General features: G+C 39.6%; 32 protein-coding genes and 1 pseudogene. 1 reads left to right on the plus strand and 32 read right to left on the minus strand.

Annotated elements, in window-relative coordinates; genetic code table 11:
* The first annotated feature begins 189 nt into the window (after window positions 1-189).
* Window positions 190-1971, plus strand: a complete 1782-nt coding sequence (locus tag ACFIKH_RS05110; protein WP_375671122.1) for a glucan ABC transporter ATP-binding protein/ permease — start codon at window positions 190-192, stop codon at window positions 1969-1971.
* Window positions 1972-3205: 1234 nt separating this feature from the next.
* On the opposite strand, the gene alaS is transcribed toward ACFIKH_RS05110, so the two are convergent.
* The 32 genes and pseudogenes from alaS to ACFIKH_RS05270 all read right to left on the minus strand — a co-directional run.
* Window positions 3206-5872 carry an alanine--tRNA ligase gene (gene alaS, locus ACFIKH_RS05115; protein ID WP_375653895.1) on the minus strand — a complete coding sequence of 889 codons (2667 nt, stop codon included), beginning with the start codon at window positions 5870-5872 and terminating at the stop codon, window positions 3206-3208.
* Between the two features lie 209 nt (window positions 5873-6081).
* Window positions 6082-7125: a recombinase RecA gene (recA, locus tag ACFIKH_RS05120; protein WP_015856564.1), complete on the minus strand. Its 1044-nt coding sequence runs from the start codon at window positions 7123-7125 to the stop codon at window positions 6082-6084.
* Window positions 7126-8119: 994 nt separating this feature from the next.
* Window positions 8120-9439 carry a replication-associated recombination protein A gene (locus ACFIKH_RS05125; RefSeq protein ID WP_375671124.1) on the minus strand — a complete coding sequence of 440 codons (1320 nt, stop codon included), beginning with the start codon at window positions 9437-9439 and terminating at the stop codon, window positions 8120-8122.
* 8 nt (window positions 9440-9447) lie between these two features.
* Window positions 9448-10842, minus strand: coding sequence for a DegQ family serine endoprotease (locus ACFIKH_RS05130; RefSeq protein ID WP_375671126.1), 1395 nt, complete (start codon window positions 10840-10842; stop codon window positions 9448-9450).
* Window positions 10843-11110: 268 nt separating this feature from the next.
* Window positions 11111-11539: a 50S ribosomal protein L17 gene (gene rplQ, locus ACFIKH_RS05135; protein ID WP_273791421.1), complete on the minus strand. Its 429-nt coding sequence runs from the start codon at window positions 11537-11539 to the stop codon at window positions 11111-11113.
* A 24-nt stretch (window positions 11540-11563) separates the two neighbouring features.
* A complete protein-coding gene (locus tag ACFIKH_RS05140; RefSeq protein WP_375626041.1) occupies window positions 11564-12577 on the minus strand; it encodes a DNA-directed RNA polymerase subunit alpha in 1014 nt (337 codons plus the stop codon).
* Window positions 12578-12671: 94 nt separating this feature from the next.
* Window positions 12672-13061 carry a 30S ribosomal protein S11 gene (gene rpsK, locus ACFIKH_RS05145; RefSeq protein ID WP_007347762.1) on the minus strand — a complete coding sequence of 130 codons (390 nt, stop codon included), beginning with the start codon at window positions 13059-13061 and terminating at the stop codon, window positions 12672-12674.
* Between the two features lie 114 nt (window positions 13062-13175).
* Window positions 13176-13544 carry a 30S ribosomal protein S13 gene (rpsM, locus tag ACFIKH_RS05150; RefSeq protein WP_026500557.1) on the minus strand — a complete coding sequence of 123 codons (369 nt, stop codon included), beginning with the start codon at window positions 13542-13544 and terminating at the stop codon, window positions 13176-13178.
* Window positions 13545-13723: 179 nt separating this feature from the next.
* Window positions 13724-14302 (minus strand): adenylate kinase, encoded by a 579-nt coding sequence (locus tag ACFIKH_RS05155; protein ID WP_015856570.1) that lies wholly within the window; start codon window positions 14300-14302, stop codon window positions 13724-13726.
* Window positions 14299-15645: a preprotein translocase subunit SecY gene (secY, locus tag ACFIKH_RS05160; RefSeq protein WP_375626992.1), complete on the minus strand. Its 1347-nt coding sequence runs from the start codon at window positions 15643-15645 to the stop codon at window positions 14299-14301. Before secY ends, ACFIKH_RS05155 begins: the two co-directional genes overlap by 4 nt.
* Window positions 15646-15806: 161 nt before the next feature.
* A complete protein-coding gene (gene rplO, locus ACFIKH_RS05165; RefSeq protein ID WP_015856572.1) occupies window positions 15807-16274 on the minus strand; it encodes a 50S ribosomal protein L15 in 468 nt (155 codons plus the stop codon).
* Between the two features lie 20 nt (window positions 16275-16294).
* Window positions 16295-16501, minus strand: coding sequence for a 50S ribosomal protein L30 (gene rpmD / locus ACFIKH_RS05170; protein ID WP_375626995.1), 207 nt, complete (start codon window positions 16499-16501; stop codon window positions 16295-16297).
* Between the two features lie 31 nt (window positions 16502-16532).
* A complete protein-coding gene (gene rpsE / locus ACFIKH_RS05175; RefSeq protein WP_015856574.1) occupies window positions 16533-17081 on the minus strand; it encodes a 30S ribosomal protein S5 in 549 nt (182 codons plus the stop codon).
* A 111-nt stretch (window positions 17082-17192) separates the two neighbouring features.
* Window positions 17193-17555, minus strand: coding sequence for a 50S ribosomal protein L18 (gene rplR / locus ACFIKH_RS05180; protein WP_015856575.1), 363 nt, complete (start codon window positions 17553-17555; stop codon window positions 17193-17195).
* A 12-nt stretch (window positions 17556-17567) separates the two neighbouring features.
* Window positions 17568-18101, minus strand: a complete 534-nt coding sequence (gene rplF, locus ACFIKH_RS05185; RefSeq protein ID WP_015856576.1) for a 50S ribosomal protein L6 — start codon at window positions 18099-18101, stop codon at window positions 17568-17570.
* A 39-nt stretch (window positions 18102-18140) separates the two neighbouring features.
* Window positions 18141-18539 (minus strand): 30S ribosomal protein S8, encoded by a 399-nt coding sequence (rpsH, locus tag ACFIKH_RS05190; protein WP_375626998.1) that lies wholly within the window; start codon window positions 18537-18539, stop codon window positions 18141-18143.
* A 14-nt stretch (window positions 18540-18553) separates the two neighbouring features.
* Window positions 18554-18859 (minus strand): 30S ribosomal protein S14, encoded by a 306-nt coding sequence (gene rpsN, locus ACFIKH_RS05195; RefSeq protein ID WP_005773283.1) that lies wholly within the window; start codon window positions 18857-18859, stop codon window positions 18554-18556.
* A 24-nt stretch (window positions 18860-18883) separates the two neighbouring features.
* A complete protein-coding gene (rplE, locus tag ACFIKH_RS05200; RefSeq protein ID WP_015856578.1) occupies window positions 18884-19441 on the minus strand; it encodes a 50S ribosomal protein L5 in 558 nt (185 codons plus the stop codon).
* Window positions 19434-19748 (minus strand): 50S ribosomal protein L24, encoded by a 315-nt coding sequence (gene rplX / locus ACFIKH_RS05205; protein WP_015856579.1) that lies wholly within the window; start codon window positions 19746-19748, stop codon window positions 19434-19436. The genes rplE and rplX overlap by 8 nt, the downstream gene beginning before the upstream one ends.
* 12 nt (window positions 19749-19760) lie before the next feature.
* Window positions 19761-20129 carry a 50S ribosomal protein L14 gene (gene rplN, locus ACFIKH_RS05210; RefSeq protein WP_004855715.1) on the minus strand — a complete coding sequence of 123 codons (369 nt, stop codon included), beginning with the start codon at window positions 20127-20129 and terminating at the stop codon, window positions 19761-19763.
* A gap of 144 nt (window positions 20130-20273) precedes the next feature.
* Window positions 20274-20513, minus strand: coding sequence for a 30S ribosomal protein S17 (rpsQ, locus tag ACFIKH_RS05215; protein WP_012231991.1), 240 nt, complete (start codon window positions 20511-20513; stop codon window positions 20274-20276).
* A gap of 11 nt (window positions 20514-20524) precedes the next feature.
* Window positions 20525-20725: a 50S ribosomal protein L29 gene (rpmC, locus tag ACFIKH_RS05220; protein ID WP_273788260.1), complete on the minus strand. Its 201-nt coding sequence runs from the start codon at window positions 20723-20725 to the stop codon at window positions 20525-20527.
* Between the two features lie 12 nt (window positions 20726-20737).
* The gene (gene rplP / locus ACFIKH_RS05225) at window positions 20738-21151 is read right to left on the minus strand and encodes a 50S ribosomal protein L16 (protein ID WP_015856581.1); all 414 of its coding nucleotides are present in this window, start codon (window positions 21149-21151) and stop codon (window positions 20738-20740) included.
* Window positions 21152-21187: 36 nt separating this feature from the next.
* Window positions 21188-21898, minus strand: a complete 711-nt coding sequence (gene rpsC / locus ACFIKH_RS05230; protein ID WP_015856582.1) for a 30S ribosomal protein S3 — start codon at window positions 21896-21898, stop codon at window positions 21188-21190.
* Entirely contained in the window at window positions 21898-22287 is a 390-nt protein-coding gene (gene rplV, locus ACFIKH_RS05235; RefSeq protein WP_208439680.1) for a 50S ribosomal protein L22, read from the minus strand. The genes rpsC and rplV overlap by 1 nt, the downstream gene beginning before the upstream one ends.
* A 2-nt stretch (window positions 22288-22289) precedes the next feature.
* Window positions 22290-22568, minus strand: a complete 279-nt coding sequence (gene rpsS, locus ACFIKH_RS05240) for a 30S ribosomal protein S19 (protein ID WP_004855734.1) — start codon at window positions 22566-22568, stop codon at window positions 22290-22292.
* Between the two features lie 15 nt (window positions 22569-22583).
* Window positions 22584-23417 carry a 50S ribosomal protein L2 gene (rplB, locus tag ACFIKH_RS05245; protein ID WP_273788259.1) on the minus strand — a complete coding sequence of 278 codons (834 nt, stop codon included), beginning with the start codon at window positions 23415-23417 and terminating at the stop codon, window positions 22584-22586.
* A gap of 21 nt (window positions 23418-23438) precedes the next feature.
* Window positions 23439-23732 (minus strand): 50S ribosomal protein L23, encoded by a 294-nt coding sequence (locus ACFIKH_RS05250; protein ID WP_375619911.1) that lies wholly within the window; start codon window positions 23730-23732, stop codon window positions 23439-23441.
* Complete coding sequence (gene rplD, locus ACFIKH_RS05255; RefSeq protein ID WP_375648465.1) at window positions 23729-24349, minus strand: 50S ribosomal protein L4; 621 nt, start codon at window positions 24347-24349, stop codon at window positions 23729-23731. Before rplD ends, ACFIKH_RS05250 begins: the two co-directional genes overlap by 4 nt.
* Before the next feature lie 2 nt (window positions 24350-24351).
* Window positions 24352-25089: a 50S ribosomal protein L3 gene (gene rplC / locus ACFIKH_RS05260; protein WP_015856587.1), complete on the minus strand. Its 738-nt coding sequence runs from the start codon at window positions 25087-25089 to the stop codon at window positions 24352-24354.
* 27 nt (window positions 25090-25116) lie between these two features.
* Window positions 25117-25425: a 30S ribosomal protein S10 gene (rpsJ, locus tag ACFIKH_RS05265; protein ID WP_005773267.1), complete on the minus strand. Its 309-nt coding sequence runs from the start codon at window positions 25423-25425 to the stop codon at window positions 25117-25119.
* A 61-nt stretch (window positions 25426-25486) separates the two neighbouring features.
* Window positions 25487-25551: pseudogene (locus ACFIKH_RS05270) on the minus strand (elongation factor Tu); the annotation flags it as partial.

The following is a 25551-nucleotide window of genomic DNA, read 5'->3' on the forward strand; positions in this document are numbered from 1 at the left end:
ATAATTTTATTGATCTATTTTTGCGCCTTTATAAACACAAAAATTGATATTTTAGTTGGCTTTATCACACCATATTACAGTTAGTATCCAAAATTGCCTTTTCTTAACGTCCAAATTTTATTAGCTAAAAACTAAGCGTAGTAAAAATCAACAACCTTTACGCTTAATAGCGAATGGAGATAATTAACCGTGTCCTTATTCAAAACCTATGCACGTGTTCTCACTTACCTAAATAGAGAAAAAAATGCATCCCTTTTAATCTGTACCGCTAATGTTATGTTAGCTATTATCACTATTGCAGAACCTATTTTATTCGGACGCGTTATTGATTCTATTTCAGAAAAATCAGCTATCATTCCTACTCTTACCCTTTGGGTTTGTTTTGGACTTTCACATATTATTGCTTATGTCCTTGTTGCTCGCGGTGCTGACCGCTTAGCCCATAGACGCCGCTTAACGGTTTTAACGGAATCTTTCGAACGTATCATTGCCATGCCTTTAATTTGGCATCAACAACGCGGAACTTCCAACGCACTCCATACACTTTTGCGCGCAATAGATTCCATGTCAACCATATGGCTTGATTTTATGCGCCAACACCTCTCAACGCTTGTCGCTTTATTGGTTCTCATCCCCATAGCGTTTAATATGAATTGGCGTCTTTCAATAGTCTTGGTTGTGCTTGCCATCATCTACGTATTAATTGCACGTTTAGTGATGCGAAAAACAAAAGACGGACAAGCCGCTGTAGAATGCTACCACCACAACCTTTTTAAACATGTCAGTGATTCAATCTCTAATGTTTCCATTGTACAAAGTTATAACCGAATAAAAGAAGAAACTTCTATACTGCATCAACATACAAATGCTCTGCTTAAAGCACAAAATCCTGTTCTTAATTGGTGGGCGCTTGCCAGTGGCTTAAATCGAATGGCTTCAACAATTTCAATCGTTTGTGTTCTTCTCCTTGGAGCTTTTTTTGTTGCAAAAGGTCAATTACGAGTAGGTGAAATCGTTGCTTTTGTTGGATTTGCACAACTCATGATTAGTCGTCTAGACCAAATGAGCAATTTCATTAATTGTGCAATATCCTCACAAGCAAAACTGCAAGAATTTTTTGAAATGGAAGACTCAACCTTTCATACCAACGAACCACAAAATCTTCCTTCCCTCCAAAATGTTAAAGGCGCCATCCAATTTCATCACGTGACCTATAAATTTCCAAATTCTTCTCAAGGCGTTTTTGATATTTCCTTTGAGGTTAAAGCAGGACAAACTGTTGCGATTGTAGGACCAACAGGGGCTGGGAAGACAACATTGATCAATCTGTTGCAGCGCGTATACGACCCTACCATTGGGCATATCTCCATTGATGGAATAAATATATGCTCGATCAATCGCGAATCTTTACGCAAGTCTCTAGCAACAGTATTTCAAGACTCAGGTCTTTTCAACCGCACTATTTATGACAATATTTCAATAGGAAAAGCGAGCGCAAAGAATGAAGAACTTTATGAAGCAGCAAAAATAGCAGAAGCTCACGATTTTATTCTAAAAAAAGCTGATTGTTATAACACAATGGTGGGCGAACGAGGATCTCAATTATCAGGTGGAGAAAAACAGCGACTAGCAATTGCACGCGCTGTTTTAAAAAATGCCCCTATTCTCATTCTAGATGAAGCAACAAGCGCTCTTGATGTTGAAACAGAAGCACGTGTCAAAGATGCTCTGGATTCAATACGCCATAACCGCACTACTTTTATTATAGCACATCGCCTCTCAACAGTACGCAATGCTGATGTGATACTCTTTCTGGAACATGGTTACTTAATGGAAAAAGGAAACTTTCAAGAATTGATCGATAAAGGAGGACGTTTCTCTAATTTTTTAAAGGCAAGTGGTTTAACAATCAAACAACCAGAAAGAGAAGGAGAAAATGTTATCCCCTTACATGAAGCCATAGCTTCATAAAAACGATACTCTTCATAGATCTTATGCAAAAAATCCTCCTCAATATAATAAGAGTGCTTATATGATACAAGTAAAAAGATTTCTAAAAATGCCACAATCCATCTTAGGTATTTAAAACAAATATTAAAACAGTTTAGTATTTTCTCTGCTATTGTAATTTTACTAGATTGGAACAAAAATATTTTCCTATATCTGTGCATATTGACGAGTATACATTCTCATTTAGGGAAAATATAAAGATATAAAGGTAAAAACAATTTCCAGTTTTACCCTCTTCTTTCAACTCAGCTTTACGAATTTCAAAAGGAACTAAAGCAATATCTTTTTAATAATGAATATTATTGTATTGCTTTGCACTTTTGTTTATCTTGTTCTTTATAGTCCTCTCATAAAGAACAGAACGTCATTGTTTTGCACATTCATATGGCTTTTTTAAGAAACATTTCTCAATGCTCCTAAGCCCATTTTACAACGACATTCGTGAGTGATTTTGATTAATTTAACATACGTAGAATTTTAAATGATAAAATTCTACGAATATTCGTAGCTCTTATTCAAAATATAAAACGATAAATTATCATTATAACTCAATGTATTAAGGCAATTATATGATAATAAATTAGACATTAATCTAAATCTTTAAATTTATGTAACATTCATTTGATTTATATAGATAATTCATTAATTTATAACTTGAAATAAAAATTTATAAAGATAGGAGAATATTCTTTTTAAAACCTTTTAATGATAAACCGAAAAATTGTTTTCTTGTAAATAAAAAGCAAAATGAAAACAATACAATAGCTCTTTTATAAGGAAAGGGATTTTAGTTATTTGAAAACTAATAGAATAATGACAGCTTATAACTTTATAAGGATAATCGTATGCAATAAATCTTGTGTTATTCCTTTCATAAAAAGAGAGGTTTCTTCAAAACAATCTATAAGAGCAATGCCATAACTAGTCTTCCTAGTAAAAGAATACACAGCAAAGCATGAAGTGCTGCATAATCTATCTTATCTTAAAACGGTGACTTCTGAAACGCTTGGAGGCTATAATGCCAAATGAAAAAGTAATCATAAAGACAAACACTGCTTTTATCTTTACAAATGTATTTTTCCCCAATTACGCTGTATCTTGATTTCAGAAACACACCAGACAGATATTCGTGATACTTAGATGCCAACCCAATATAAAAATGTAAAAAAACACCTATGCAGAATGATTTCATTCTTTAATTTTTTTCCAGAAAATCTTTTAGTGCCGCAAATGCCTCATCAGCTTTGTTCCCATCAGGACCACCAGCCTGCGCCATATCAGGACGGCCACCTCCACCTTTACCACCAAGCATAGCTGAAAGAATACGAACGAGATCAACAGCATTCAATCTATGAGTTAAATCATTCGTAACACCGACAACAGCACTCCCTTTTCCATCCTCCGAGACACTAATAAACGCAACCACTCCAGATCCGATTTGTTTTTTCTCAGAATCGACGAGCGCCTTAAGATCCCGTGGTAAAATATTTTTAACAACGCGTCCGGTAAAAGAAAACCCATTGATGATAGTAATATCACCTTGGCTCCTTTCTGTTATTCCACCACTCAACATCATTTTCTTGCGTACATCATTCAATTCTTTTTCAAGTTTACGACGATCATCAAGCAAAATCCGCACCCGTTCTTCCACACCAGCAGAAGAAGTTTTTAAAAGATCAGCAATTTCATGAATACGTTCATCTTGGCGGCTAAGATAAAGACGTGCTTCTTTGCCTGTTAAAGCTTCAATACGCCGCACTCCAGCAGCTACAGAACTTTCAGAAACAATATGAATCAAACCGATATCACCTGTTCGCTCCACATGTGTACCTCCACAAAGCTCTATTGACCAACGCTTTTTTAATCTTCCCTGTTCAAATGGCTCCCCCATAGAAACAACGCGAACTTCATCACCATATTTTTCACCAAATAATGCCATTGCACCTTCAGAAATGGCATCATCTACAGCCATGAGGCGCGTTATCACTCTACTATTTTGCAAAATAATCTCATTTGCTAAATCTTCTATTTTTTTCAACTCTTCTGGTGAAACGGATTTTGGATGAGAAAAATCAAAACGCAACCGATCTGGCGATACAAGAGAGCCCTTTTGTGTAACATGAGATCCCAAAACTTGTCGTAAAGCTTCGTGTAACAAATGAGTAGCAGAATGATTCGCGCGAATTTTCTTACGACGAACAATATCAACCGTTAATTCGACACAATCAGATCTCGATGCCTGACCAGATTTCACCTCCCCAATATGAATAAAAAGACCATCACCCTTTCTTTGGGTATCATGCACCTCAAAAATAAAATTTTCACCAGAAATGATACCGCTATCACCAATTTGCCCACCAGATTCACCATAAAAAGGTGTCTGATTAACAACAAGCATAGCTTTCTGACCTGAAGAAATATGATCAACAATTTTACCATCACACACAAGAGCTGTAAGAATACCTTTCGCTGTCTCAGTTTCATAACCTAAAAACTCTGTGGCCCCCACTTGATCACGAACAGAAAACCAGATCTTTTCTGTTACAGCTTCCCCAGAACCAGACCAATTGGCACGCGCTTCCTCTTTTTGACGTTCCATCGCTTTATTAAAGGTATCAACATCAACAGATATTCCACGACGCCGCAAAACATCCTGCGTTAAATCAAGCGGAAAACCATAGGTATCATAAAGCTTGAAAGCAACTTCACCATTTAAATGATCTCCTTCTTTAAGATCGGTACTTGCTTCATTTAACAAACCAAGTCCTCGTTCAAGCGTTTTACGAAAACGTATTTCTTCTAACCTTAAAGTTTCTGAAATCAAAGATTGAGCACGCACCAATTCAGGATAGGCTTGTCCCATTTCGCGAATTAAAGCAGGCAAAAGTCGCCACATCAATGGCTCTTTAGCACCAAGAAGATGCGCATGACGCATAGCACGACGCATAATACGACGTAAAACATATCCTCTTCCTTCATTAGAAGGAAGCACACCATCAGCAATCAAAAATGCAGATGAACGAAGATGATCAGCAATGACACGATGGCTGGCAATAAAATCACCCTTTGCCTCAATCCCTGTAATTTCTTCTGATGCAGCAATTAATGCACGAAAAAGATCAATATCATAATTATCATGAACACCCTGCAAAACAGCAGCAATACGCTCTAATCCCATACCGGTATCAATAGAAGGATGAGGCAAGTCAACACGTTCCTCCTTGGAAATCTGCTCATATTGCATAAAAACAAGATTCCAAATCTCAATAAAGCGATCGCCATCTTCTTCCATACTTCCAGGAGGACCGCCCCAGATTTTATCACCATGATCATAAAAAATCTCCGAACAAGGCCCACAAGGGCCTGTTTCTCCCATCGACCAAAAATTATCAGCCGTCGCAATACGGACAATTTTTTCATCTGGAAGACCTGAAATTTTACGCCACAGTTCAGCAGCAACATCATCACTCTGGTAAACTGTCACCAACAATTTATCTTTTGGCAGGCAAAATTCCTTTGTTAAAAGATTCCATGATAAAAAAATGGCTTCTTCTTTGAAATAATCACCGAAAGAAAAATTACCCAGCATTTCAAAAAATGTATGATGGCGCGCCGTATAACCAACATTATCAAGATCATTATGCTTTCCACCCGCACGAACACATTTTTGTGCCGTTGTTGCCTGCTTATAAGGAGGTTGTTCAAGTCCAGTAAAAACATTTTTAAACTGCACCATCCCTGCATTTGTAAACATAAGTGTAGGATCATTTCGCGGAACAAGCGGACTAGAAGAAAGAACTTTATGCCCATTACGATGAAAATAATCCAAAAATATTGACCGAATATTATTAACACTATTCATACTGACACCTGCTTAATACAGCACAAAACCATAAAAGAAAAATCCCCCCTCATTAAATATCCTCTTCGCCACGCATGGAGTCAATTTAATCAAAGAATAGAATATTTGTTTTAAAAAATTGAGAAAAAAATGACTGTATATTTAAAAACTCAAACAAAAAAACAGAAAAATCTTAAAGGAAAAAAATTATAGACGAAAAAAACGCTCCATCAAATGGTTTCATCACTTTCTATATTTTCTGACCCTGCATTTTCTAACAATTCAATCGCAATCAAACCAGCATTTTGACGCAAAGCTGATTCAATCTCTGTAGCTATTTCCGCATGTTCACGTAAAAACTGCTTTGCATTCTCACGCCCCTGTCCTAAACGCTGAGAATTATAAGAAAACCAAGCACCAGATTTTTCCACAATACCAACCTTGACACCCAAATCAATCAATTCACCTACTTTGGAAATACCTTCACCATAAATAATATCAAACTCAACTTGTTTGAATGGGGGTGCCAGTTTATTCTTCACCACTTTAACACGCGTCTGATTACCAACGATTGCATCCCTATCTTTAATGGATCCAATGCGACGAATATCTAAACGAACAGAAGCATAAAACTTTAAAGCGTTTCCACCCGTTGTCGTTTCGGGAGAACCAAACATTACACCAATTTTCATGCGAATTTGATTAATAAAGACAACCATACAGTTAGAGCGAAAAATTGCTGCTGTTAATTTTCGCAAAGCTTTACTCATTAACCGAGCTTGCAATCCGGGCAAAGCATCACCCATTTCACCGTCAATTTCTGCTCGCGGTGTTAAAGCCGCGACAGAATCCACAACAAGCACATCAACTGCACCAGAACGAACCAACGTTTCTGTAATTTCCAATGCCTGTTCACCAGTATCTGGCTGAGAAATGAACAAATTTTCTAAATCAACACCAAGCTTACGCGCATAAATAGGATCAAGTGCATGCTCTGCATCAATAAAAGCACAAATCCCACCCCCTTTCTGTGCCTCAGCAATAGCATGTAGAGCCAATGTTGTTTTCCCAGAACTTTCTGGTCCATAAATCTCAACAATACGCCCCTTCGGTAATCCACCAATCCCCAAAGCAATATCTAAGGATAACGACCCTGTTGGAACTGTTTCAATTTCAACAACCTGCTCTTTTTGCCCAAGACGCATAATCGAGCCTTTACCAAAAGAACGTTCAATTTGTGAGAGAGCAGCATCGAGAGCTTTTGTTTTATCCACGATTATATCCTTGACCGATTCATAATAACCTAAAACTTAAGTGTACACTGTACTTTTAATTTAACTAAAGGCTTGAGTTTAGATTTTCACAGACTATTTCCATTCCTATCCCCACATTATGCCCATAACATTCATGACCATCACAATAAAGAATTGGCATTGCTTATCTTATCACACAAAATAAACTCCAATAAAATAATATCCCCATGAGAGCGTAGTTAGCATATTTATATCCCTCTAGAAAAGGAACAATTTAAATTTAAACACAATGTTCTACTGCCCTTCTGCTTATCCCTTTGATTAAGTACTTAAGAGACTAAGAATTCTCCTGCTATTGATCACACAAAAACGCATTATCAATCAACCTCATCCCCTATCGCATCAAAGAACAAAACGCCATTGTGTTGCATATTCATGCACTTGATTTAAGAAACATCTCTCAACACCCCCAAACCTCACTTCGTGACAACACCCATGAATGCGGTATACTGTAAAGCCCTTTGGGAGCCACCATCTTTACACTAAAGAATGAGAAAGTCGGCACCATCACACTATTTATCATCTCCCAATGTTGCGACAACTCTCGGCACTTAAGACGCTTCATAAGAAGAATTTTTAGTTCTTTCTTGTACAGTTTTTATCACACGCTAATCCTGCTTATAACACACAAGCGAATGATTTGATTGCTTCAACAAATACCAGGCTTGGAATGAGTAAAATTCACGGTATTTAGGACTTTCATTCAACTTACAAAACAGTGAGTTATCGTTATAAATCAATTATATTATTTAATAAAAACCACAAAAATAAAGCAGCTTAAAAGTTGAATAACACATTTAAATTTGATAAAAGAATATGCACTTTTGAAGATATCAAAAAAATCTCTACGAGCAATGCAATAAATATTTAAAATATAAGCTAAATTGCTCATACAATAACATAAGAGATAAAAAATAAATCCAAGATCAATAAAACATGTGTTTCTACTCAAATTTTATTTTTGATCTTTACGTTTTTTGCGCAATTGTTTCCACCACTCAAGACGTTTTACAATTTCACGCTCAAAACCACGCTCAACTGGCTTATAATAACTCTGACGCCCAAGTTTTTCGGGAAAATATTCTTGTCCTGAAAAAGCGTCTGGTTCATCATGGTCATAACAATAACCATTTCCAAACCCTTCCTCCTTCATAAATTTCGTAGGAGCATTAAGAATATGCTTAGGAGGTGATAAAGAGCCATTTTTGCGCGCACAACGCAGTGCTGCTTTATACGCGAGATATGTTGCATTTGACTTTGGCGCAGTTGCAACATAAAGACATGCTTGCGCCAAAGCCAATTCTCCTTCTGGTGATCCTAAATAATCATAGGCATCTTTTGCTGCATTACAAATGACCAGAGCTTGAGGATCCGCCAAACCAACATCTTCAACAGCCATACGAACCAATCTTCGCCCAATATAGAGAGGATCTTCACCAGCATCCAACATACGTGCCAAATAATAAAGCGCAGCATCAGGATCAGATCCACGAACGGATTTATGCAACGCTGAAATGAGATTATAATGCCCATCTCGTCCTTTATCATAAATGGGCACACGACGCTGAATAACTTTTTGCAAAGAAACAACATCAAGAATCTCTCCCAATGGTGCAATAGACCAAACTTCCTCTGCCAATGTTAACGCTACCCGCGCATCACCATCAGACATCTCTATCAAAACGTCTCTGGCATCATTATCCAAGGGAAGAGTTTTTCCCTCCACTTCTTCAGCACGCCTCAAAAGCATGTCCAAACTTTCATGATCATGTGAAAGAAATGTTACAACACGTGCACGCGAAAGAAGAGCAGCATTAAGTTCAAAAGAAGGATTTTCGGTTGTTGCACCTATAAGTACCACAGTACCGTCTTCCATCACAGAAAGAAAACTATCCTGCTGTGCACGATTAAACCGATGAATTTCATCAACAAAGAGAACTGTTTTATCTCCAGATATAAAACGCCTCTGCGCAACTTCAAAAATCTTTTTAAGTTCAGAAACTCCTGTAAAAATAGCAGAAATCTGTTCAAATGCGAAGTTCGTTTCAAGTGCTAACAAACGTGCAACGGTTGTTTTTCCCGTCCCTGGAGGCCCCCAAAAAATCATCGATCCAATTGAGCCAGTTGCCACCATACGTGAAAGCAAACCATCCTCTCCAATCAAATGCTTTTGTCCCACAACATCATTGAGAGAACAAGGGCGCATTCTTTCTGCAAGTGGCTGATTTTTATTAACTTGAAAATCAAACGACGAAGTAAAAAAATCTTTCTTCAAAAAAAACCTCAACGAATAAATTGGCGAATATACATACCATCACGTTCATATTCCAATTGCCAAGTACGCGAACGAGCTTGCATAAGAACCTTTTTCAACTGATGAACTGTTTGAATTTTATGACCATTTACAACACGTAGAATATCTCCTGACTGAAAAACTCCAGCTGCATTGCTCATGTCATCAAGGTTGGTAATCACAACTCCTTTTGCAGATATAGGAAGATGAAAACGTCGACTATTTTGCGGTGTTAAATCTAACACTTCAGCACCAGCAAGAGGACTGTCACCCGTGATTTTTTCAGATTTTAAAAATGCAGTTTCTGATATCGATGAAACTGTTATTTGTGTTTTTAAAGTTTTTCCATTTCGTAAATATTCCAAAGCAAGACTATGCTCAACGTCAGCTGTCATCAAACGATACCCAAGACTATCTGGAGTATCAACGCGTACCCCTTGCACACTCAAAATAACATCACCTACTTTCAATCCAGCTTTTTCAGCAGGACTATCTTTGATAACTTCAATAATCAGAGCACCATAGGGACGTTCTAAACCTAAACCACCAGCAATATCAGGTGTAACATTTTGAAAAGAAGCCCCTATATAAGGCGGCACAAAATATTTTCCACCGCGTTTAACAGTATCAAGCATCACTTTTACAAGATTAACTGGAATAGCAAAACCAATCCCTACAGAACCACCAGAACGCGAATAAATAGCCGTATTAATTCCGATTAATTGACCTTTCATATCAATTAAAGCGCCACCAGAATTCCCTGGATTAATGGCAGCGTCTGTTTGAATAAAAAAGTCAAAATCAGAAATCCCAACACGTGTACGCGCTTGCGCTGAAACAATACCACTTGTAACTGTTTGACCAACACCAAAAGGATTACCAATAGCAAGAACAAGATCACCAACTTCAACAGCATCAGAATTTCCCAAAGAAAGAACAGGGAATTGAGCATCTTTTTCCTCAACTTCAAGAATTGCAATATCAGTTGCTTCATCTTTGAGCACGATCTTACTCTCAAACTCCCGCCCATCAGAAAAAGCCACTTTAATTTCGCTTGCATCTTTAATGACGTGGTAATTTGTAACAATCAAACCACGTGCATCAACAATCACCCCTGATCCTAATGACGATTGCTTACGAACAGGAAAGTTATTTTGAAAACGACCAAAAAATTGCTCAAAAAATGGATCGCCTTCAAAAGGTGATCGTGCTCTAATTTGTCGAGCTGCATAAATATTTACAACAGATGGAACTGTCTTTTTAACTAAAGGAGCAAATGAAAGAGTGATTTCTGTTTGTGTTTGAGGCACATGAGCATATACATGATCAAATGATATCTGCATCATAATTGCAAAAAAAATCCGCACCCAAAAAGAATATCTCATAATCCACTCCTTATAAAACCAGTACATTCTGTTGAAGATTAATAGAATTAAAAAACTCATCCCCGCAAATTAAGGATCTCTATTAATATTTCATAATAGAGAATAAAAACAACCTATTTGAACAATAAATATTATAAAAATAAGATAATTCAATGTCCTATAATTTTCTCTCTGCACCTATTTCTCAATTAAAACAAACTTAAAAATGCTCACAAAAAAACCGCCTAAGACAAGGCGGCCTTAAAAAATCTAACAGAATTAAAAAACTCTACGAAGATGTCCCCTTTTCATTCTCAGAAGCCTCCATGCGAGCACGATCCCCAGCACCCTTCGCTTCAACATCACGATCAACAAATTCTATAACAGCCATAGGCGCATTATCACCGGTACGAAACCCCGCTTTCATAATACGTAAATATCCACCGTTGCGTGATGCATAACGTGGCGCAAGCGTATCAAATAATTTTGCAACCTTTCCTGCATCACGAAGTGCTGCAATTGCTTGCCGACGCGCATGCAAACCACCACGCTTACCAAGAGTAACGAGTTTTTCAACAATAGGACGAATTTCTTTAGCCTTTGGAAGCGTTGTCACAATCTGCTCATGCTCGATCAACGAAGTTGCCATATTTGCAAACATCGCTTTACGGTGACTGGCAGTACGATTCAACTTGCGTCCTGACTTACTGTGGCGCATAAGCCCTCTCCTTAAATTCTAATTTTAATATTGATCTTCATAACGTTTTGCAAGATCATCAATGTTTTCAGGCGGCCACGCAGGAATTTCCATCCCAAGATGTAATCCCATACATGCCAAAACTTCTTTAATCTCATTCAACGATTTGCGACCAAAATTCGGTGTACGAAGCATTTCAGATTCTGTTTTTTGAATAAGATCACCAATATAGACAATATTATCATTCTTAAGACAATTTGCCGAACGAACTGAAAGTTCTAATTCATCCACTTTTTTGAGAAGAGCAGGATTAAAAGAAAGCTCAGAATCAGCCTCTTCAACAGGCTCCTTCTGTGGCTCTTCAAAGTTAATAAATAGCGATAATTGATCCTGAAGAATGCGTGCTGCAAAAGCAACAGCATCCTCTCCATTAACCGCACCATTCGTTTCAATCGTTAAGGTCAATTTATCATAATCCAAAACTTGACCTTCACGCGTATTTTCCACTTTATAAGACACTTTACGAATTGGTGAATAAAGACTATCAATTGGAATAAGCCCTATACGTGCATCATCAACACAATTACGATCAGATGGAACATACCCCTTCCCTGTGTTGACAATGAACTCCATACGAATTTCAGCATCTTCATCAAGAGTACAAATAACATGATCTGGATTTAGAATTTGCATATCCCCAACGGTACTGATATCTCCCGCTTTCACGACACCAGGCCCCTCTTTATAAACAACGACACGTTTAGGACCTTCTTCTTCCATACGAAGCGCAATTTCCTTTATATTAAGAATAATATCTGTAACATCCTCACGCACACCTGGAATCGATGAAAATTCATGTAAGACACCGTCAATCTGCACAGCAGTAATAGCAGCACCACGAAGCGAAGATAACAACACGCGACGAAGTGCATTTCCTAACGTTAAGCCAAAACCCCGCTCAAGAGGTTCCGCGATCACACTTATAACATTTGGATTATCATGCGCACATGATTCAACCTTATTGGGTTTAATAAGTTCTTGCCAGTTTTTCTGGATCATATTTTTATTCCCGTTCTTTAGTTCCGTTACCATTCAATCGTAACGACCAATGTGAACATCAGAGAAATCTCCGACAACAAAAAACAACACCCAATTAAACACGCCGCCTTTTCCGCGGACGACATCCATTATGAGGAATTGGTGTTACATCACGAATAGAAGTAATGACAAAACCAACAGATTGCAATGCACGCAGAGCAGATTCACGCCCTGATCCAGGTCCACAAACTTCAACTTCCAAAGAACGCATACCATGCTCTTGCGCTTTTCTTGCACAATCCTCCGCAGCAACTTGAGCAGCAAAAGGTGTCGATTTACGCGCACCTTTAAACCCTTGGGCCCCCGCAGATGACCAAGCAATTGCATTACCCTGAGCATCAGTAATAGTAATCATTGTGTTATTAAATGTTGAATTAATATGCACAACACCCGATGAAATATTTTTACGTTCGCGACGACGAACACGTGTGGCTTCCTTGGCCATAATTTCCCTTTCAACGATCTCATCACTGCCGTAACATCAGCAGCTCCACCTTCTTTTCCTTGTCAAAAAAATCAAACAAGAAACAGAATATATAAAAACCTTCCAAAAAGGCTCTTATTTCTTTTTACCGGCAATTGCCTTAGCTGGTCCTTTACGCGTACGGGCATTTGTATGTGTACGCTGCCCTCGGACAGGCAAAGACCGGCGATGACGCAATCCTCGATAACAACCAAGGTCCATCAAACGCTTAACATTCATAGCAACCTCACGACGAAGATCACCTTCAACTTGATAGCCTTGATCTATCGCCTCACGAATCTGCAGCACCTCAGCATCTGAAAGCTCATGCACACGACGCCCCAAGGGAATGCCAACTCTTTCAATAATTTCTTGAGCAAATTTTGGTCCAATCCCGTGGATATATTGAAGCGCAATAATTACACGCTTATTTGTCGGGATATTGACGCCAGCAATACGAGCCACGCCTACTCTCCTTAGTTATTTTGACAAATTGTTATAAAATACCTGATATACCTTACAGAAAAAAATAGACTCAGAAAAAAATTCTTCCGAATCCTATTATTTCACTAAAATAAATTAAATTCGTTTGTGATAGATTTCATCTCAAAAGTCAACTCTTTTCATTTATTTCTAAAAAAATCTTATGAAAGAAAACCTCTAATCATGCGTGTCACTTCAGTAATACCAATCATTCCATCAATGACCTTCAACATTCCCCTCTCTGAATAAAATTTTGATAAGGGAGCGGTTTTTTCACGATATTCTACTAATCTTTTTGCAAAAGCAACAGGATTGTCATCTAAACGAACCTGTCCACCAGCCGCTATTGTTTCCTCAACGCGCTTCTTCATACGTTCAATCAACACGTCTTCATCAACACACAACTCAATAACAGCATCAAGCCGCATATTTTTTGACTGCAAAATCTGCTGTAACGCTTCTGCCTGCCCCACAGTTCGAGGATATCCATCCAAAACAAAACCGTTTACACAATCAGTTTCATCAATCCTATCTGATACGATTTGGTTAACAATATTATCAGGAACCAAAGCACCAGAACTTATAATAGCTTTAGCTTTTTTACCAATCTCTGTTTCTTTGGCAATCACCTCACGCAACATATCCCCTGTTGATAAATGAGGAATGTTATATTCCTCGGTCAACATTTTTGCTTGCGTACCTTTTCCTGCTCCAGGAGGACCTAAAAGAATAACTCTCATCGATTCCTTCTACCTCCACGAAGTTTTGATTTTTTTATCAACCCTTCATATTGGTGGGCAACAAGATACCCCTGAATTTGAGCAACCGTATCAAGCGTAACAGTAACAACAATCAACAAGGATGTTCCCCCAAGATAAAAAGGAACCTGCAATGCAGATATCATAAATTCAGGTAACAAACAAACCAAGATAATATAAACAGCGCCCACAACAGTAATACGCGTCAAAACGTAATCAATATATTCGGCTGTACGCTCACCTGGACGAATCCCTGGAATAAAACCAGAATGTTTTTTCAACTGATCTGCAGTATCACTTGGATTAAACACAATAGCTGTATAAAAAAAGCAAAAAAACGCCATTAAAAATGCATAAACAATCATATAAAGTGGCTGTCCATGACCAAGAGCATAAGAAATCGCCTGAACCCATTGTGGCATTTTATCAGAAAAATTATTAATAGTGGCAGGTAATAATAATAAAGATGAAGCAAAAATAGGTGGAATAACACCAGCAGTATTCAACTTTAAAGGAAGATGCGACATATCTCCTTGAAACATTTGATTCCCAACCTGACGTTTCGGATACTGGATAAGAATTCGCCGTTGCGCACGCTCTATAAAAACAATAAGCCCAATAACCAAAACAGCAATAAGAACGATTCCTATTAAAAGAAAAGTTGATAAATCAGCCTGACTATGAGCTGTCAAAAGCTGAGCAAAAGTAGAAGGAAAGTTGGCTACAATCCCTGTAAAAATGATAAGAGAAACCCCATTACCAACACCACGTGACGTAATTTGCTCGCCAAGCCACATGAGAAACATCGTTCCGCCAACAAGGGTAATAACAGAAGAAATACGAAACATAAGACCTGGTTCTAAAACAATTTGAAGCCCCGTCCCTATACCGCTTTCAAGCGCAATCGCAATACCAAAAGCTTGTAGAATTGCCAATACTACTGTTACATAACGCGTATACTGATTGATAATCTTACGACCTAATTCCCCTTCTTTTTTAAGAGTTTCCAAAGAAGGAATAATAGATGTTAACAATTGCACAATAATAGATGCCGATATATAAGGCATGATACCCAGCGCAAAAATAGCCATACGCCCAACGGCACCCCCAGCAAACATATTAAAGAGTCCTAATACACCCGACGCATGATGTTCAAATGTTTGCCGTAAAGCATCGATATTAATACCTGGAAGAGAGATGTAAGTGCCAAAGCGATATACAAGAAGCGCTGCCAGAGTAAACCAGATGCGTTTCTTTAATTCAGTTGCACGAGAAAAGGTACCGAAGTTTATATTGGAAGCAAATTGCTCTGCTGCTGATGCCATAAAACGTCTCCACTTCACTACTCCAGTTCTTTAAATCACGGAAGTATAACCCTAAAATTCATATATACATACACAAATAAATGCAGAACTTAAAAAATTCCCCACAAAAGATCCCACAGAACAGATGTAACTCTTCTTTAGGTCTCTACTCATATAAAAAATTATTGAGCAATATCAGGAAAAATAACCTGACCACCCACTTTTTCAATCTTAACACGAGCAGCTTGTGAAGCACCAGAAACATGAAAGGTAATCTTAGCTTTCAAATCACCATCAGAAAGAAGACGAACCCCATCTTTTTCACGACGAATAATACCAGCTTCTTTCAAAGCAATCATATCAACAGGCTTTTCAATATTCAACTTACCTGCATCAACTGCCAACTGAATACGTCCTAGTGAAACTTCATTGTAGGTTTTGGCAAAGAAATTTCTAAATCCACGTTTTGGCAAACGACGATAGATAGGCATTTGCCCACCTTCAAAACCATTAAGGGAAACACCAGAACGCGACTTTTGCCCTTTTACACCACGACCACCAGTCTTACCCGTACCGGATCCAATACCACGCCCAACACGCTTACGATTTTTTGTTGCGCCTTCACAATCACGCAGTTCATTGAGTTTCATATCTAATACTCCCGCAACCCTTAACCTTCATCTATAACGCGAACAAGATGCCGAACCTGAGCAATCATACCCCGCACACAAAGTGTATCATCTAAAACGCGCCGACGACGCATTTTATTTAGTCCAAGCCCCTTTAAGGTTGCACGCTGAATCCGTGAGTTTCGAATAGGGCTTCCAATTTGCTCAACCGTGATAGTTTTACCACTCTGAGATTTTTTCTGAACCATTTTCTAATTCCTTTTCTGATAATCTCAGAAACTATCCTTCTAGGTCAACTAAATGGCGACGACGCGCCTGCAAAGTCGAATATTTTATACCACGCTGAGCAGCAATATCTCTAGGATGCATTTGATGTTTCAATGCATCAAATGTTGCACGAACCATGTTATAAGGATTAGACGATCCCAATGATTTTGCAACGACATCCTGCATACCAAGAGCTTCAAAAATAGCACGCATCGGTCCCCCAGCAATAATACCAGTACCAGCAGAAGCCGAACGTAGCAAAACACGCCCAGCTCCATGACGCCCTTCAAGATCATGGTGCAATGTACGTCCAGACCGAAGCGGAACATAAATCATCCCACGTTTTGCAGATTCCGTTGCTTTACGAACGGCTTCTGGAACTTCACGGGCTTTACCATGTCCAAAACCTACACGTCCTTTTTGATCTCCAACGACAACAAGAGCAGCAAAACCAAAACGCCGACCACCCTTTACAACTTTAGCAACACGATTGATATGAACTAGCCTATCGACAAACTCATTATCGCGTTCTTCTCTCTCACCACGTTCTTTTTGTGCCATTCCTCATTCCTTTTTCTTTTCCGGAAGCACGATAACAAAGTCCCTCATCAAACTGGAAGAACTTAAACGAAATAATCTAAACTCTCCTTACTCACTCACAAATAAGAAATTTTAGAAATTCAAACCACCTTCACGAGCAGCTTCAGCTAAAGCCTTGACTCGACCATGATACACATACGCTCCACGATCAAAAACCACTTCATTAACACCCGCTTGCTTCGCACGCTCAGCAATTAACTTACCAACAGCAAAAGCTGCTTTTTTATCAGCACCACTCTTTAACGACTTTTTTAAATCACTTTCAAGAGTAGAGGCTGAAACAAGTGTACATCCCCGCAAATCATCGATAACTTGAGCATAAATGTTCTGATTTGAACGATAAACACTAAGCCGAGGACGATCATGAGAAACCATTTTAATTCTACGACGAACACGCCTTGCACGACGTTGGATAATGTCCTTAGATGAAACCATAATACAAAATCCTTATTTCTTTTTACCTTCTTTACGGAAGATACGTTCATCTGCATGCTTAACACCTTTACCTTTATAAGGCTCAGGTCTACGATACTCACGAATCTCCGCTGCAACTTGTCCAACTTGCTGTTTATCAATTCCAGAAACAACAATTTCTGTCGGCTTAGGAACAGTTACAGTAACACCCGATGGAACTTTATAAACCACATCATGGGAAAATCCTAGAGATAGTTGGACATCCTTACCCTGCAAAGCAGCACGATAACCAACCCCATTAATCTCCAACCTCTTTTCAAAACCATCTTTCACACCACAAAAAATGTTCTCAATCATTGAGCGCGACATACCCCATTTAGAACGCGCATCTTTTGACTGATCCCGCGGCATAACTGATATGATATTTTCCTCAAACTTGACTAAGACTTCATCATTGACGACGTAGCTCAGCTCACCTTTTGGACCTTTTGCCTTAACCAGCTGACCTTCAACAGTAGCAGTAACTCCAGAAGGAATTGAAATGGGTTTCTTTCCAATACGAGACATTGTTCTAACCTACTTTTTCTTCCGTTTTCTTGACATAACTTAGAAAACACGACAAAGGAGTTCTCCACCAACATTCTGTTCACGCGCCTCATGATCTGCCATGACGCCTTTAGGAGTCGATAAAATCGAAATACCAAGACCATTTGCCACCTGTGGAAGTGACTTAGCAGAAACATACACACGACGACCTGGCTTTGATACACGTGAAATCTCACGAATAGCAGCCAGCCCTTCAAAATACTTCAATTCGATTTCAATTTCAGCTTTCCCATCACCTAAATCAATTTGATTATATCCACGAATATAACCTTCCGACTGAAGAACATCAAGAACGTGCACACGAAGCTTCGAAGCTGGAGTAACTACTTTACCTTTTTTACGACCAAGTGCATTACGAATACGCGTTAACATATCACCAAGAGGATCTGACATAGACATTAAATAATCTCCTCTTACCAACTAGACTTTACAATACCAGGAATATGGCCAATAGAGCCAAGCTCACGCAACGCAATTCGCGACATTTTTAATTTACGATAATAAGCCCGCGGACGACCTGAAACCTCACAGCGATTACGAATACGAACTTTCGAAGAATTACGTGGCAACTCTGCCAACTGAACAGAAGCTTTAAAACGTTCTTCAAGAGAAACCTTCTGATCCATAACTATTGCTTTCAAACGTGCACGACGGGCAGCATAACGCTTTACCATCACCTCACGACGCTTATTTTTTTCAACGGCACTTACTTTGGCCATACTTTCACCTCACTATGTCTGCCGTTACGAACGAAAAGGAAAATTAAAAGCACGCAATAACTCACGAGCTTCATCATCCGTTTTTGCTGTCGTACAAACAATAATATCCATGCCCCAAATTTGATCAACTTTATCATAGTTGATTTCTGGAAACACAATGTGTTCTTTAATACCCATAGCAAAATTGCCACGACCATCAAAACTCTTTGGATTCAAACCACGAAAGTCACGAACCCGTGGAAGAGCAATCGTAACAAGACGATCTAAAAACTCAAACATACGATCTTTACGCAATGTAACTTTAGCCCCAAGAGGCATTCCTTCACGAACCTTAAAGGTCGCAATAGAATTACGCGCACGTGTAACAACAGCCTTCTGACCTGTTATTAGCCCTAAATCCTCAGCAGCAAGAGAAGGCTTCTTCGAATCAGCAGTTGCTTCACCTATCCCCATATTTATTACAATTTTATCAATCCGCGGAATTTGCATCGCATTTCTGTAATTAAACTTCTCTTGAAGCGCTTTACGAATCACTTCAAAATAATGCGCTTTCATACGCGGTATTTGTCTTTCCTCAGCCATTAATCAACTCTCCCGAACGCTTGGCAAAACGCACTTTATTACCATCTGCATTCATACGAAAGCCTACACGTGTAGGCTTACCATCTTTAGGATCAGCAATCGCCAAATTAGACAGATGAATCGGAGCTTCTTTAGAAATAATTCCAGCTTCTTGCTTCTGCGTTTGACGTTGATGACGTTTAATCATATTAATCCCACGAACAAAAGCCTTATTCTCTTTTGGACTAACCTTAATTACTTCACCACTACATCCTTTATCCTTACCGGATAAAACAACAACTTTATCACCTTTTCGAATCTTCTGCATAACATTTACTCCTTACAGAACTTCAGGAGCGAGCGAGATGATCTTCATATGATTCCTACCACGCAATTCGCGGGGAACAGGTCCAAAGATACGAGTACCGATCGGCTCTTTTTTATTATCCACTAAAACCGCAGCATTACTATCAAAACGAATGACACTACCATCTGCGCGACGAATATCCTTAGCAGTACGAACCACAACAGCTTTCATAACATCACCTTTTTTAACACGGCCACGGGGAATAGCATCCTTAACCGAAACAACAATAATGTCACCGACCGAAGCATATTTCCGCTTTGAACCGCCTAACACCTTGATGCACATGACACGACGAGCACCAGAATTATCAGCAACGTCGAGGTTTGTTTGCATCTGAATCATGACTGGCCACCTTCTCTTAACACATATATCCGATTGTACCTTTTATACACTCGGATTTGCCTGCCAAATAACGATAAAGTCATCGCCTTTAAATTTATCAATGATAAAAACACTGTTAAATTCTAAAACAATAAACTTAACTCATTACGCTACATTGTCTTTTACAACAATCCAACATTTATCTTTCGAAATTGGTCTAGATTCTTGAATAGAAACTTGATCCCCAATCTTGAATTGGTTGTTTTCGTCATGCGCTTTATAATTTTTAGACTGCCGAACAGTCTTCTTAAGAAGCGGATGAGAATAACGGCGCTCAACTTTGACAACAACAGTCTTATCACTTTTGTCGCTAATAACAACACCCTGCAAAACGCGTTTAGGCATCTCTCATTTCCTTAAACCTTACTTTCACTTACCTTTTGACGAAGAAAAGTTTTAATACGCGCAATATCACGACGAACCTGTCTAACACGCGCAGTCTTTTCTAATTGACCTGTTGCTTTTTGAAAACGCAAATTAAATTGCTCTTTCTTTAACTTAGCCAATTCATCTTTCATTTGGTCGAGCGTTTGCGCCCGTAATTCTGTGGCTTTCATCGCTTAACCTCATTATTCAGCAATACGCTGGATGAAACGCGTTTTTATAGGCAACTTTGCAGCACCCAATCTTAGTGCTTCACGTGCAACATCCTCAGGAACTCCATCAAGCTCAAACATGATGCGTCCAGGAGCAACACGTGCAGCCCAATAATCGACACTTCCCTTACCTTTACCCATACGAACTTCAGTCGGTTTAGATGTAACCGGAAGATCTGGAAAAATGCGAATCCACACACGACCAGAACGCTTCATATAACGCGTAATCGCACGGCGCGCCGCTTCAATTTGACGAGCAGTAATCCGCTCCGGCTCAACAGCCTTCAAACCGTAGGCACCGAAATTCAAATCCGTACCACCCTTCGCAACACCGTGAATACGGCCCTTGAACTGTTTACGGAACTTTGTGCGCTTTGGCTGCAACATTGTTCTCTACTCCAAATTTTAGTTCAATCTCAAAAACTAAGCATTTTCACGGCGACGATTCGATGAAGAACCAGATTGATCAACTTCCGTAGCACGACGTTCTGAAGCCATCGGATCATGCTCAAGAATCTCACCCTTAAAGACCCAAACTTTAATACCACAAATACCATAAGCAGTCTTAGCTTCTGCTGTACCGTAATCAACATCAGAACGCAAGGTATGAAGTGGAACACGACCTTCACGATACCATTCCATACGAGCAATTTCAGCACCACCAAGACGGCCAGAACAATTGATACGAATACCTTCTGCACCAAGACGCATAGCAGACTGAACAGCACGCTTCATTGCACGACGAAAAGCAACACGACGCTCTAACTGTTGAGCAATTGATTGCGCAATAATCGTGGCATCAATCTCCGGTTTACGAATCTCCACAATATTTAATGAAGTTTCAGCATCCGTCATTTCTGAGAGCTTACGACGAAGCTTTTCGATATCAGCACCCTTTTTACCAATAATCAAACCAGGACGTGCAGAATGAATCGTAATACGACACTTCTTATGAGGACGCTCAATAACAACCTTCGAAATAGCCGCCTGTTTAAGCTCCTCCAGCACGTATGAACGAATTTTCAAATCTTCATGAAGAAGGCGCCCATATTCACCACTATCAGCATACCAACGAGAATCCCAAGTCCGATTAACACCAAGACGAAGTCCTATTGGATTGATCTTCTGACCCATTACGCGGCCTCCACTTTTTCGGTAACTTCACGAACAATAACAGTAAGATGCGAAAATGGACGTTCAATTCTACTAGCACGCCCTCGACCACGAACATGAAAGCGCTTCATCACTATCGACTTACCAACATAAGCTTCCGCCACAATAAGCGAATCAATATCAAGATCGTGGTTATTCTCTGCATTTGCAATTGCTGATTCAAGCGTTTTTTTCACAGTAGCAGCAATACGCTTGCGTGAAAACATCAAATCAGCGAGTGCTACATTAACTCTTTTACCACGAATCATTGCAGCAACTAAATTAAGCTTCTGCGGACTAACACGAATTGTCCGCGTGACAGCTCTTGCTTCATTATCTCTAAGCTGGCGCGAAACTTTAGCTTTTCCCATTCCTACTTCCTCTTCGCTTTTTTATCGGCACCATGACCATAATAAGTCCGGGTAGGAGCGAACTCACCAAACTTATGTCCAACCATCTCTTCAGAAACAGAAACAGGAATATGCTTATTACCGTTGTAAACACCAAAAGTTAAACCAACAAATTGCGGTAAAATAGTAGAGCGACGACTCCATATTTTTATAACTTCATTGCGCCCACTTGCACGTACCTTCTCTGCTTTACCAAGAAGATAGCCGTCAACAAACGGACCTTTCCACACTGAACGAACCACTTCAGACTACCTTTCTCATTTCTTGCGTTGATGACGCGTACGCATAATAAATTTATCAGTGGCTTTATTGGAGCGCGTACGCTTACCTTTCGTAGGCTTACCCCAAGGAGATACTGGATGGCGCCCCCCCGATGTACGACCTTCACCACCACCGTGCGGATGATCAACGGGGTTCATAGCAACACCACGAACATGTGGACGTTTACCACGCCAACGTGACCGACCTGCCTTACCATCATTAATATTCCCATGATCAGGATTTGAAACAGCACCAACAGTTGCAAAACAGCTACTAGGAACCAAACGCTGTTCACCAGAATTTAAACGAAGAATAGCCATACCATGATCTCGTCCAACCAACTGCGCATAAGTACCCGCTGAACGTGCAATCTGCCCCCCTTTTCCTGGCTTCATCTCAACATTATGAATAATTGTACCTACAGGCATATTAGCAAGAGGCATAGCATTACCTGGTTTAACATCCACATTTAAACCAGCCATAACAGAATCACCAACCGCAAGACGCTGTGGCGCAAGAATATAACTCAATTGCCCATCCTCATAGCGAATTAAAGCAATAAAAGCAGTACGGTTAGGATCATATTCTAAACGCTCAACCTTTGCTGAAACATCACGTTTAAGACGCTTAAAGTCGACAAACCGATAACTACGTTTATGTCCACCACCCTGAAAACGAGCAGTAACACGACCACGATTATTACGTCCACCCTTTGAAGACAAACCTTCAGTCAACATCTTTATAGGCTTTCCCTTATAAAGACAAGAACGTTCCACAATAACAAGCTGACGCTGCCCAGGTGTCGTTGGATTAAATTGCTTAAGTGCCATTATTCCTATCTCCGAGCCTCTTTAAAGACCTGTCGAAACGTCGATAGTCTGACCACTGGCCAGAGTTACGATCGCTTTTTTGACATCACTTTGCCGACCAACTATACCTTTGAAACGCTTCACTTTACCCTTGCGGACTATCGTGTTAACTGCTTTAACTTTTACGCTAAAAAGCGCTTCAATAGCAGCCTTAATCTCAGGCTTCGTCGCTTTCGGCGCGACATTAAAAGCAACTTGATTATATTCAGAAATCATAGTCGACTTTTCAGTAATAACTGGACTAATAATTATATCATAATGGCGAAGATCTGTCATTTAAAACGCTCCTCAAGAGCCTCAACAGCTGCCTTTGATAAAACAAGTTTGCTGCGACGCAAAATATCATAAACATTAATTCCCTGAATAGGCAAAATATCAATATTAGGGATATTAGAGACTGCACGAAAAAAGTTAACATCAATCTCTTTACCACCAATCAAGAGAGCGTTATTAAATCCAAGCTTAGAAAAATGAGAAACAAGCATTTTCGTTTTCGCATCCTTAACAGTCAACTCATCCACAATAATTAAGTCTTTTGCTTTTAATTTTGCAGATAAAGCAAGACGTAACCCAAGAGCACGAATCTTTTTAGGAAGATCATGCGCATGGCTACGAACCACCGGTCCATGTGCCTTACCCCCACCTCTAAACTGCGGTGCACGGGCAGATGAATGTCGAGCACGCCCAGTTCCTTTTTGCTTAAACATTTTTGCCCCTGTTCGTGACACATCAGAACGACCTTGGGATTGATGACTCCCCTGCTGACGGCGTGCAAGCTGCCAGCGAACAACACGTTGCAAAATATCCTCACGTGGAACAAGATCAAAAATAGCTTCAGAAACCTTTAACTTGCCAGCTTCATTACCATCAAGAGTTTTAATTACAAGATCCATTATTAGGCTCCCTCAACTTCAGAGGTTTCCGTCACCGGAGTAACCATTTCCGTTTTCTCCTTCACAAGACGGCGAATACCAGCAGGCTTTGGAGCATTATCAGGAAGACGCTTCTTCACAGCATCCCGTACCAAAATCCAAGAACCTTTAGAACCAGAAACAGCACCACGCACTAAAATTAAACCACGTTCACTATCCGTGGAAATAACTTCAATATTCTGTGTTGTTACACGCACTTGCCCCATATGGCCAGCCATTTTTTTACCTTTAAAAACTTTACCAGGATCTTGGCACTGCCCTGTAGAACCATGAGCACGATGTGTGATCGAATTACCATGGGAAGCACGATGCCCACCAAAGTTATGCCGTTTCATAACACCAGCAAACCCCTTACCAATACTGGTACCAGTCACATCAACTCTCTGTCCTGGAACAAAATGTTCCACTGTAATCTCAGTACCAACATCAAGAAGATTGTCGGGACTCACACGAAACTCTGCTATTTTAGCTTTAGGCTCAACAGAAGCCTTAGCAAAATGTCCACGAAGAGCTTGTGAAGTGTTCTTAACTTTAGCAAAGCCTACACCTAATTGAACAGCAGTATAACCATTCTTTTCAACTGTACGCTGAGCAACGACTTGACAATTCTCCAAACGAAGTACGGTCACCGGCACATGCTCACCAGCATCATTATAAATACGGGTCATGCCCAGCTTCTGTGCTATTACACCTGAACGCATCGGGTCTGTTCCTTCTGTCCTCAAACCTCAGAGCTTAATTTCTACATCCACACCAGCAGAAAGATCGAGCTTCATAAGCGCATCCACTGTTTGCGGCGTTGGATCAACAATATCAAGAAGACGCTTATGTGTTCGCATCTCAAACTGCTCACGACTCTTCTTATCGATATGGGGTCCACGATTGACCGTAAACTTCTCAATCCGCGTCGGAAGCGGAATGGGACCACGGACATTTGCACCAGTACGTTTAGCAGTCGATACAATCTCACGCGTCGACGTATCAAGAATTCTATGATCAAACGCTTTTAAGCGAATGCGAATATTTTGACTGTTCATGCTCTTTATTTCCCTGTTATAGAAAGTGCCTTCAATAATAAAAGCACTCAACAAGCATTATTTATTCAATGATCTTAGAGACGATACCGGCACCAACAGTACGACCACCTTCACGAATAGCAAAAC

Source organism: Bartonella sp. SD1336NMGDW (assembly GCF_042193565.1).
GTDB lineage: Bacteria > Pseudomonadota > Alphaproteobacteria > Rhizobiales > Rhizobiaceae > Bartonella > Bartonella grahamii.